11 protein-coding genes are annotated in these 11,098 nt (G+C 37.7%); 6 read left to right on the top strand and 5 right to left on the bottom strand.

What is annotated here, in order from left to right; genetic code table 11:
• Positions 1–125 precede the first annotated feature (125 nt).
• Positions 126–2,081: a DNA topoisomerase (ATP-hydrolyzing) subunit B gene (gene gyrB / locus EA341_RS18345; protein ID WP_293016629.1), complete on the bottom strand. Its 1,956-nt coding sequence runs from the start codon at positions 2,079–2,081 to the stop codon at positions 126–128.
• Positions 2,082–2,459: 378 nt separating this feature from the next.
• On the opposite strand from gyrB, the gene EA341_RS18350 reads away from it, so the two are divergent.
• From EA341_RS18350 to EA341_RS18360, 3 genes are read left to right on the top strand one after another with little or no spacing between them, the layout of a single operon-like run.
• Entirely contained in the window at positions 2,460–3,215 is a 756-nt protein-coding gene (locus EA341_RS18350) for a bacteriorhodopsin (protein WP_293016630.1), read from the top strand.
• Between the two features lie 53 nt (positions 3,216–3,268).
• On the top strand, positions 3,269–4,420 hold the full coding sequence (locus EA341_RS18355) for a lycopene cyclase family protein (protein ID WP_293016631.1): 1,152 nt from the start codon (positions 3,269–3,271) through the stop codon (positions 4,418–4,420).
• Complete coding sequence (locus EA341_RS18360) at positions 4,407–5,279, top strand: Brp/Blh family beta-carotene 15,15'-dioxygenase (RefSeq protein WP_293016632.1); 873 nt, start codon at positions 4,407–4,409, stop codon at positions 5,277–5,279. The genes EA341_RS18355 and EA341_RS18360 overlap by 14 nt, the downstream gene beginning before the upstream one ends.
• On the opposite strand, the gene EA341_RS18365 is transcribed toward EA341_RS18360, so the two are convergent.
• The 3 genes from EA341_RS18365 to EA341_RS18375 are packed head-to-tail and all read right to left on the bottom strand — an operon-like array spanning position 5,276 to position 7,472.
• Entirely contained in the window at positions 5,276–5,641 is a 366-nt protein-coding gene (locus tag EA341_RS18365; protein ID WP_293016633.1) for a CoA-binding protein, read from the bottom strand. The genes EA341_RS18360 and EA341_RS18365 overlap by 4 nt on opposite strands.
• A 6-nt stretch (positions 5,642–5,647) precedes the next feature.
• Positions 5,648–6,601 (bottom strand): GNAT family N-acetyltransferase, encoded by a 954-nt coding sequence (locus tag EA341_RS18370; RefSeq protein WP_293016634.1) that lies wholly within the window; start codon positions 6,599–6,601, stop codon positions 5,648–5,650.
• Positions 6,602–6,611: 10 nt separating this feature from the next.
• Entirely contained in the window at positions 6,612–7,472 is an 861-nt protein-coding gene (locus EA341_RS18375; protein ID WP_293016635.1) for a 1-acyl-sn-glycerol-3-phosphate acyltransferase, read from the bottom strand.
• A gap of 247 nt (positions 7,473–7,719) precedes the next feature.
• Between EA341_RS18375 and EA341_RS18380 the strand changes: the two genes are divergently transcribed.
• Positions 7,720–8,553, top strand: coding sequence for an SDR family NAD(P)-dependent oxidoreductase (locus EA341_RS18380; RefSeq protein WP_293016636.1), 834 nt, complete (start codon positions 7,720–7,722; stop codon positions 8,551–8,553).
• Positions 8,554–8,568: 15 nt separating this feature from the next.
• Here the strand turns inward: EA341_RS18380 and EA341_RS18385 are convergent, their stop codons facing one another.
• Positions 8,569–9,255 carry a hypothetical protein gene (locus EA341_RS18385; protein WP_293016637.1) on the bottom strand — a complete coding sequence of 229 codons (687 nt, stop codon included), beginning with the start codon at positions 9,253–9,255 and terminating at the stop codon, positions 8,569–8,571.
• A gap of 89 nt (positions 9,256–9,344) precedes the next feature.
• Here EA341_RS18385 and EA341_RS18390 point away from each other — a divergent pair, with 89 nt between their 5' ends.
• Both EA341_RS18390 and EA341_RS18395 read left to right on the top strand, forming a co-directional pair.
• Positions 9,345–10,241: a class I SAM-dependent methyltransferase gene (locus EA341_RS18390; protein ID WP_293016638.1), complete on the top strand. Its 897-nt coding sequence runs from the start codon at positions 9,345–9,347 to the stop codon at positions 10,239–10,241.
• A 116-nt stretch (positions 10,242–10,357) separates the two neighbouring features.
• Positions 10,358–11,098, top strand: a 741-nt coding sequence (locus tag EA341_RS18395) for an aspartate aminotransferase family protein (RefSeq protein ID WP_293016639.1), incomplete at its 3' end; no start/stop codon positions are given.

The following is an 11,098-nucleotide window of genomic DNA, read 5'->3' on the forward strand; positions in this document are numbered from 1 at the left end:
TACTCTTTCGATCTTATACAAAACTAACATTCTATAAATAGGATTCGAATGCAGACAGTTTAAAAATTTATGAATTAAAGAAAAAAAGGGGCCAAAGCCCCTTTCTAAAACAATACGAACCAATATTAGGTATCGATTTTTGCGTATTTAGCATTTTTTTCGATAAAGTCTCTTCTTGGTGGAACCTCATCCCCCATCAACATGGAAAACAGGTGATCTGCTTCTGCTGCAGAGTCTATGGTTACCTGTTTCAAGGTACGGGTTTTTGGATCCATGGTAGTCACCCATAGTTGTTCTGGGTTCATTTCACCCAGACCTTTGTATCTCTGCAAGTTGATGCTGTCTTCCTTGCCTTCGCCTACCATTTCAATAGTTAGCCTTTTTCTTTCATCCTCATTATAAGCATATCGCTCATCCTTACCTCTTTTCAACAAATACAAAGGTGGCTGTGCGATGTAGACATAACCATTCTCAATAAGAGACCTCAGGTACCTGAAGAAAAGGGTTAATATCAGTGTTCGGATATGGGAACCATCTATATCAGCATCCGTCATGATGATAATTTTATGATACCTCAGTGAGGTGAGGTCCAATTCTCTGTCTCCATTTACTGTACCGAACTTTACACCTAAAGCAGTTAAGATGTTTTTGATTTCATCATTGTCATAAATCTTATGCTCATGGGCTTTTTCAACATTTAGAATTTTACCTTTCAAAGGCAGAATAGCTTGAAAATCCCTATCCCTTCCCTGCTTTGCAGAACCACCGGCAGAGTCACCCTCCACCAGGTACAATTCACAAACCGCTGGATCAGAGTTGGCACAATCTGCCAGCTTACCAGGCAAACCTCCACCGCCCAATACATTCTTCCTTTGAACCATCTCACGGGCTTTACGGGCAGCATGTCTTGCTTGAGCAGCCAGGATTACTTTACCAACAATAATTTTAGCTTCTTTTGGATGCTCTTCCAACCAAAATTGTAAAGTTTCAGAAACTGCGGCATTCACAGCACCGGAAACATCCGAGTTACCCAACTTGGTCTTGGTTTGACCTTCAAATTGAGGCTCTGCAACTTTTACAGAAATGACAGCCGTGAGTCCTTCTCTGAAGTCATCACCTGCAATATCAAACTTGATCTTATCCAACATACCGGATTTATCCGCATAACTCTTCAATGTCCTGGTCAATGCCATTCTAAAGCCGGAAACGTGGGTACCCCCTTCATAGGTATTGATGGTATTGACATATGAAACTACATTTTCAGAATAAGAAGAATTGTAATTCATGGCCACCTGAACAGGGACATTATTTCTTTCTCCTTCAATATAGATTGGATGATCTATGATTTTCTCCCTGGTTTCATCCAGGTACTGCACAAATTCTACAAGCCCCCCTTCAGAATAAAATTCGTCAGATCTTGGCTCTCCATCCTCTACTTCCCTCAAATCCGTGAGGTAAATTCTGATGCCTGCATTGAGGAAAGACATTTCCCTTAATCTATTGGCGATGGTTTCGTATTTAAATTCAGTAATCTGAAAAATACTGGAATCCGGAATAAAGTGTATTGCAGTACCTCTTTTGTCCGTAGTACCTATTTCCCTTACAGGGTATTGAGGTACTCCTATTTTATATTCTTGTTCATATACTTTACCGTCTTTGTAGACAGTAGCTTTCATATCAGTCGAAAGTGCGTTAACACAAGATACGCCAACTCCGTGAAGACCTCCAGACACTTTGTAAGTATCTTTATCAAATTTACCTCCTGCATGAAGTACGGTCATCACAACTTCCAAAGCGGACTTTTTCTCCTTATGGTGCATGTCTATAGGAATGCCCCTTCCATTATCTTCAACTGAAACAGAATTATTTTCGTGGATGACTACTCGAATGGTATCACAATGTCCGGCCAAGGCCTCATCAATTGAATTATCCACGACTTCCCAAATCAAATGGTGAAGTCCTTTCACTCCTACATCACCAATGTACATGGCCGGTCTTTTACGAACTGCCTCCAGACCTTCTAAAACCTGGATATTACCTGCTGAATAATCCTTTTGATTTCCTTCTTTATTTTCGCTCATAGTGTATCTAAAACGCCTTTTTTGTTCTTAAAAAAAGAGATTATGTGTTGCTTTAATTAACCCGTAATAATACGCAAAAAAATTGACAGCGCCCACCAATTTCTGACCTTATCGCAGATACACAAAAATCCATGTTTTTTGGTATTTCCCAAATCAAATACACTAAAATAAAATTTGGCCTATAGAAAATTTTACAAAACAAGTGTGAATTATGTATATACCATTTATATGCTACTTATATCTGAATTACAACTGTTTAAGTACATTTGTTTAACAATTAGAGGTCAAGGTTAAACAAATATTTTTCTGATCACTTTCTATAGCAGATGAATCACCAATTTACTTTACAAAAATCCAATTTCACTTAAACAAATTACTATGAACACCATTCTAGCCGCTGAAATCGCGGGTCTCGATCGCATCGTTAACAGCGACCCAGTAGCCATTACCTTCTTTATAGGTTATATGGCTATGTTTGCTTCTGCAGTTTTCTTCTTTGTTGAAAGAAGTTCTGTAGATGGTAAATGGAAAACATCTCTCTTAGTATCTGGTCTGATCACGGGTATCGCCGCAGTCCACTACTATTACATGAGAGATTTCTACATGATCACAGGAACTAGTCCAACTGCATTTAGGTATGTGGATTGGACCTTGACAGTACCTTTGATGTGTGTGGAATTTTATTTATTAACAAAACCATTCGGAGCAAAAACCGCCACTTTAACAAAGTTGATCTTGGCTTCCTTGGTCATGCTAATCACAGGTTACATCGGTGAGACTTCAGGAATAGACAACAACATTTTCTGGGGTGTAGCTTCTACCCTTGGTTATTTGTACATCGTCTATGAAGTATTCGCAGGAGATGTTGCCAAATTATCCAATTCTTCCAATAGCCCTGAATTGAAAAGAGCTATGTTTTTGTTGAAGATATTCATCACTCTTGGATGGTCAATCTATCCTATCGGTTACATGGTGTTGCCAGGAAACCTATTGTCTGGAGTGTTCGAAGTATCAAGCATCGATTTGTTCTACAACTTAGCTGATGCAATTAACAAAATTGGGTTTGGACTAGTTATTTATTCAGTAGCTATTGCAGAAACCAATAAAGCTAGAAAAGCTAAGCTTGCAGCTTAAAACACTATTATGGCTATCCCATTTTTGGGATAGCCATATTTAACCACCCGCCCATGGTAGCCTATGATTACATTGTTTGTGGATTTGGTTGTGCTGGTATTTCACTTGTCAGACACATATTAGATAGTCCACTGAAAGAAAAAAAGATTCTTGTGGTTGATGTGGATAGCAAAACCCTTAATGACAGGACTTGGTGCTATTGGGCTGAGGAACCTGCTACTTTTCATCCCAAATCTGCTCCTTTGAAATACTGGGATAAATTAAAAATAACCAAAAACAACGATACAAATTACAAAGGATTAGAAAGCTTAAAATACTTTCACATCAAATCTTCTGATTTTTATAAAGAGGCTTTCGAGTCTTTAAAGTCCTTTGATAACATTACTTTTTTGCAGGATGAAATAGAGGATGTAAGCGCCTTAAATGATCACACTGCAGAGGTAACATTAAAGAATCACGGTGTTTTTACCTGTGAAAAAGCATTCACCTCCATACCTACTTCAAAAGTGGTAGGCAAAAATATTATCAAACAGGTTTTCGTAGGTTGGGAGGTCTATACGGATTCCGAAGTATTCGAAACAGATGCGGCTACATTCATGCATTTTGATACTGAATCTAACCAATCAAACGATTTCTTCTATATACTTCCATTTTCGAAAAACCAAGCATTGGTAGAGTTTACAACCTACACAAAAGGTAGTGTTGAAGAAAAGGAAATGGACAATTATATATTGAAGTACCTTCAAAAAAACTACCCCAACAGCTCATTTGAAATAAAGCAAAAAGAAAAAGGAAGCATCCCAATGTCCACCATACCCTTTGTGAACAAAAATAATTTTGACTCTATTATTTACATGGGTACACTTGGAGGCTGCACCAAAGCATCAACAGGCTTTACATTTTACAATATCCAAAAACATTGTACTGAAATAGTTCAGCACCTCACATTAGAAAAGCCTCTTCATTCACACTTCTTAAAAAAACATCAAAGGTTTAATTTTTATGACAATATACTTCTCAACATAGTCAGTAAATGGCCGAATGAGTTGCCTGAAATTTTCTGGTTGATGTTTTCAAAAAACAAAGCTTCATTGATTCTGAAGTTTCTAAATGAGGAAACGTCATTTCTTGAAGAACTAAGCATTTTGATGCGTTTGCGATTTAATATATTCATCAAGTCCCTCTTGCAATATGAAAGGCATTGAATGGTATGGTAAAGCAATGGGTTTATCCATTGCACTGATATACTTCCTTTTCTTTAATGGAAATGATTTATTTGAATATATTTCATTCGGATTGATATTGTTAACAGTTGGCATTCCACATGGAGCCATAGATCACTTATTAATAAGTCCCAAGATTGATACTCGAGGTCTAGTAAAATTTTTGGCCAAATATATAATAATCATATTGCTTTATTTGGTGGTATGGATATACCTCCCATTGTTAGCGCTTATAGCATTTTTAATTATGTCAGCTTTTCATTTTGGACAAAGTCACTTCATTGAATATGAGCTCAGTGTTTTGAAAAAATCAACTTACCTTTTTTTAGGAATTTACTACCTGAGTATCATTCTGTATGGAGATTTTGCCTACACCAAAAGTTTGCTGGAAAGTATTATCAATATTGAAAATTTCGAAGGCTATGGTATTGCAATCATGTCATTTTCTTTTCTTGTTTCGCATATTCTCATAGCATATAATCAGCCCTCAAAGGTTTCTTATTTTATAGTTGAGGCAGTGGTCTTGGGTTTTGTCCTGTATCACTTGCCATTGTTACTCGGTTTCATCATTTATTTTGGCTTCTGGCATGCACTGCCAAGCATGAATGAAGAGTATAGGGTATTGAGAAAATTTTTGGGACAAAACGCATTTTATAATTTCGTCAAAAAGTTAATGCCTTTTACAGCTATCAGTTTGGCTGGAATCTGGATCCTTATGGCTATATTTTATCATTGGATGTCACCCAATGAACTTATCCTCTTCTTTTTTATATTGATTTCGCTGATATCTGCTCCACATATTTGGTTCATGAACAGATTTTTGGAAAATAAAAACCCTTAAAACTGACCTGTGCTCAAAAGTACCAGGTTGCAGGCTACAGCTACCTGAATACTTTCTTTTTTTGCCATTTCAAAAAATTCGGGATTTTCTGTTCCGGGATTAAAAACTATCCTTTTTGGTTTTAAAGAGAGAATATATTCATACCATTCAGGCTGATTGTGTGGACCTAGGTACATGGTGACGGTATCCACATCTTTTATTTCCGGCTTTTCCCTTAAATTCAAAATTTCCTCCCCAAAAACACTTCCTTTTTTGATCCCCACAGGAACAAATGGAATTTTCCTCTCAGCTAACATACTAGCAACTACATAGGCATAGCGAGAAGGATTGGGCGAGGCTCCAATGATCACAGTTTTCTTCATTTTTCGTTATTTGATTCCAAAAACTTTATCCCTTTCAAAAGTATCTATGTGTCTTTGCTTTTTGCTTTCATGTATATCCTCCAATGTAATCAAAATACCAGTTTCTTCCACAGCTCCAAATTCATCATTGAGAGCAGTGCCGAAGGTTTTCATTGTAGGAGACAGGTTCATATAGGTATTGATTAATGGAGGAATATTTTCTCCAAAAGACCTGATTTTAGAATTCAGCATTTTATAGCCTTCTTTATAATCCAAGCCCCTAAAAAGCAATTCCAGTTCAGTTGTATCCGAATAATAAGAAAGTAGAAGATGATCATGCGGTCTCACCAAATGATCAGTATCAGGGAAATAGTGATGCATAAAATACAAGAGCATATCCCTTCCATCCCTATTGAAATGAGGATACATGGTCACTTTTCCAAACAAATACTTCACATCAGGATTCAGCTTCACCACAGCACCCAAACCATCCCAGAGATTATCAAGGGAAAATAAGCCTTTCCTGTTGTCTATGCTGGGTTGGTATTTAGGTTGGACAAAAGAACGACCCAGCTCAATCGTATATGGTAAGTAATCTTTCTTGAAGGTCTCCGAAAATTTAAATAAATGTGCTGTAGACAAATTGATAGTACCATTGGCATCTATACCTGCATTTCTGCAATGGATCAACCTATACCCAGCTACAATTTCCTCATCTTCAGGATTCCAGGTAATCAGTTGTTGATAGCAATTCTCATCTGTGTCATTATCATCGAGATCAACTGAAAGCCCCGTTCCGCCTCCTGCAGCCCTGAATGTAAGTTCCCGCAATCTCCCTATTTCCCTTACCACATTCGGAGCCAAATGATAGTCTACCAAAAAGATCTGATTGTTACCGTTATTGGTATAACGCAGAAATCTATCCTGGGAAAGCTCCTTCTTTATTAATTCTTTATCTATAGCGGGTATAACTGCTTGCATATTTTCAAATTTAGGCCATTTGGTAAACGATATTTTTTACTTCTTCGGCCCATTCGGTTTCAGTTTTCGATTTATCAAAATACTGGTAAGAAATTGGTTTTCCTATATGTATGACTACTTTTTTCCCTCTTTGAGAAAACATTTCATCTGCCAGGTAAAGCATTTCAATATTGGCTTTGATTCCCAGTTGCTTACGGAACCTGGCCAAATTGTAGAAAAAATTAGAATTTTTTCCCTCTGTATAAACAGGTACTATATCTTTTTTGTAGCGTTTCGCTTTGGAAATAAAACTCTTTTTCCACTCTAGGTCTTTGATCCCTTCTGCCTGCTTCCGAGATACCAAACCTGCAGGATATACCAAAACAGCATTTTCTCCAGCATATGTTTCTTCGATCAACTTACTGACTTCCCTACTATTGGCTCCAAGCTTATTGACCGGAACAAACATAGGTTCAAAATTCTTGATATTGGTCAGGATATCGTTTACCAAGAACCTGATATCCTGTCGGTATTTACCCAAGGCATACATAAATGCAATTCCATCCATACCTCCCAATGGATGATTGGAAGCAAAAATAACCGGTCTATCCATTGGGATATTTTCAGCTCCGGTCAAGGACACTTCCACTCCAAACTCCTCAATAAGACCATTTACAAAATCCATCCCCTGAAGATGACCTATTTTAGCCATTACTTGATTGATGTCTTTTTCATGTACGATACGTTTGACATAACTGACAACAAAACCAGGCATCCACTTATGTAATCCGGGATTTTTGTCTTTCAAGACATTTTCAATGTCGATAAATGGTTTTTGGGGTGTTTGGGACTTTTCCACTGCTGCACAATTTTCTCCTAAAGTTTCTCTCAACAGACTGACTTCCAATATCAAAGGAAGAAGCCTATAAAGCTTGAGTTTCTTTTTTTGTGGTTTTTTGAAATATAATAGCTTCGAAAATACAAAAAATTACGCAAGAGAGACGAAAAAATATAAAGTGCAAAATTAAATATCTTTTCAGACTCTGGACCTGAGCACATAAGTAAAATATTTATTTTCTAAGCCTAAGGGAAACTTAATCGTAAAGAAGGAGTTGATTTACTATAACAAACAACATAACATGATACTTGCAATTACAGGGCCTACTTCCGGAATTGGTGCCATCACTTTCCAAAAGCTCACTCCTCACTTTGAAAAAGTATTGCTTCTAGCGAGGAACCCAAAAAAAGCACAGGAGATGATTGATAGTCTACCAAAGGAGCAACAAGCCAAAGCAATATATATTCATACGGATTTGGCTTCTTTGGACACGGTGGTTGACGCGGTCAATACGATACAAAATAAAGTGAGCCATATTGATGTGCTGATCAATAATGCCGGAGGAATATTTCATGAAAAAACCATGACCAAAGATGATTTTGAATTAAGTTTATCGGCCAACCATTTAGGTCATTTTTTACTCACTAACAAACTCATGCCTTGGCTTCTCAAGTCTTCCAATCCAAAAGTCATCAATGTGAGTTCTGAAGCCCACAAAGCAGCAAAAGTAAATTTTGATGATTTGAACTATAAGAAAAATAGCTACAGTGCTTTTAATGCCTATGCCAATGTCAAGCTGTTTAACATTCTTTTTTCCAAATCATTGGCAGAAAGATATGGTGAACAGGGTTTGCAGGCCTTCTCGCTACACCCGGGCGTGGTAAAGACAAATTTCGCCAGTGAAGCAGGTGGTATATTCAAGTTGTTTTGGGTATTGGCAAAGCCCTTTATGATTTCAGCAGATCAAGGTGCACAAACGAGTATCTACCTAGGCAAAAATAAAATACCCGCCGCTCAGAATGGAAGCTATTTCAAGAAATCAAAACCAGCCAAAACCTCTTCATCTGCCAACTCAAAAAGCATGAGGGAAAAATTATGGTACAACAGTGAAAGGATGTTAGAAAAATGGATGTAAGTATGGTATAGAAACTTAGTCAAAAATATATAAAAGAACCTTCTTCATACCTGCGGAATTCTCCATTTTGATCTTATTATCTTTCATAAAAGACCGCACATCACTGTATTTTGATCCTGCTATTTCTTTTATACCACTTTTTGTTCCCTTAAACTCTTCTGAAGACAGCCCATTGATTTTATAAAATTTGGTGTCAGGTCTGTAGGTATCGTATTGAGGGCCGGTATAGCCATCTTTAAGGTTAGATGGTTTTACCATTACTTTTTTGTGTAATGCAATATATTTTTCCCTGCCGTCTTCATAAAGAATTTCTACGATTCTTTCTTTCCCTTCTAAATATTCCAATTTGAAAAGTTTCGGATACTCTTCCAGCGTCTCCATCCATTCCCAGTTTTTCAATAATAAAGGTTCATCATCTTCGCTTCCTGTCTGAATGTAGACCTCATTTTTCTCAAGAAGTATGTTCACCGGGATTTCATCATAGATCTTTCCCCCTTTCAAAGCTATTTTGGCTTTTGGTGCCTCTTCGTACATAAAAGGAGTCCCTTTTGTACCATCACTCTTTGAATTGAGCCTGAATGCCCTACCCATGTCCACATCATTCTGTTTGATAGAAGAAATAGACTGCGCTACGAGTCCGGAGTCAACAAAAACCATGATCAATACCAACCCCGCTAAATACTTTACCACCTGTGAATACATGACATTATTTTTTTATACTCTCCAATATGTAAATAAATCTCCTAAAAATAAATGAAAAGTCCCTTCAATTATATTTTTACTTTTGTACCATGAAGGAAACCATTTTGTCATTGACTCCCGAAAATTGGGAGGATTATGAACTTATAGATACCGGAGCATTTGAAAAACTTGAAAGATTCGGCCCTTACATTTTGAGCAGACCGGAACCTCAGGCCATTTGGGATAAGAGTATGAAAGATACCGAATGGACAGCCATGGCGCATGCTCATTTTTCCAAGGAAAAAAACAATCCGGAAAAAGGGAATTGGAACGAACTGAAAAGAATCCCGCACAATTGGCAGATCCAATACAAAGGTCCTAATAGTCTGCAAATGAAACTCAATCTTGCCATGACTTCATTCAAGCATATTGGTTTGTTTCCCGAACAGGCAGTCAATTGGGATTATATTGCGGACACCTTAAATCAGCTACCCGTCAAAAACCCTAAAGTACTCAACCTTTTTGCCTATACCGGTGCTGCATCTGTAGCAGCAAAAGCCTGTGGTGCTGAAGTCACGCACTTGGATTCTGTCAAACAGGTGGTTACTTGGTCCAAACACAACATGGAATCTTCAGGCCAGGATGGAATCAGATGGATCGTAGACGATGCCATGAAATTCATCAAAAGAGAAGTAAGAAGAGGAAATAAATACCACGGAATTATTCTGGACCCACCTGCCTATGGAAGGGGTCCTGATGGTGAAAAGTGGATCCTGGAAGAACAAATCAATGAAATGTTGAAAATCTGTGCGGAACTTTTGGAGGAAAAACATCATTTTCTAATCCTAAACATGTATTCCCTAAGCTTCAGCTCTATCATTGCAGCCAACCTGATCAATTCCAATTTCAAGGAAGTCAACAATGCTGAGCATGGAGAACTGTATCTCGTAGATCGATTTGACAAAAAATTACCTTTGGGGATATTCTTCAGGTTTAGAAAATTATGATAAAATCATGCACATGTGCGTACTTTTATCAACAAATCATATGACCAAATACTTTAAAGCTCCATATATCTTGCTTGAAGTTGGTATCTATAAACATCTCATTTCCTGAAATTTTCATGAATAATAGGCAACTATTTCTTAACCACCTTGCACAGACTACAGATTTTCCACTTTTAATAGAAATCGAAAAAGCAGAAGGAGTGTATATGTATGGCTCCGATGGCAAATCCTACTTAGATCTAATTTCAGGCATAGGGGTCAGTAATGTCGGTCATAGACATCCCAAAGTACTGGAAGCCATACATGCGCAGTTAGATAAATACCTGCATCTGATGGTATATGGAGAATATGTTCAGAGTCCGCAGACACTATTGGCAAAGGCATTATGTGACACCCTCCCCCATGGTCTGGACAATGTGTACCTGGTCAATTCGGGCAGTGAGGCCGTAGAAGGAGCTTTGAAACTTGCCAAAAGGTATACCAACAGGAGAGAGATCATCAGTTGTGTGGATGCCTATCACGGTTCTTCCCAAGGAGCTTTATCTGTAGGGGGTAATGAGATTTTTAAAAGAGCATATCGCCCATTATTGCCAGGTGTTAAAAATGTAGTCTATGGTAGCTTTCATCAATTGGAAGAAATCACCAGTGAAACTGCAGCAGTCATTGTAGAAACCATTCAGGGAGAAGCTGGAATAAAGGTGGCCTGTAAAGAGTATTTTAAGGCGCTCAGAAATAGGTGTAATAAAACCGGTACCCTTTTGATTTTGGATGAAATACAGGCTGGCTTCGGAAGAACAGGTAAGTTCTGGGCTTTTGAGCATTTTGATATTCAGCCGGATATTCTTGTATGCGCCAAA

It is taken from the genome of Mongoliibacter sp., from assembly GCF_007692705.1.
GTDB lineage: Bacteria > Bacteroidota > Bacteroidia > Cytophagales > Cyclobacteriaceae > Mongoliibacter.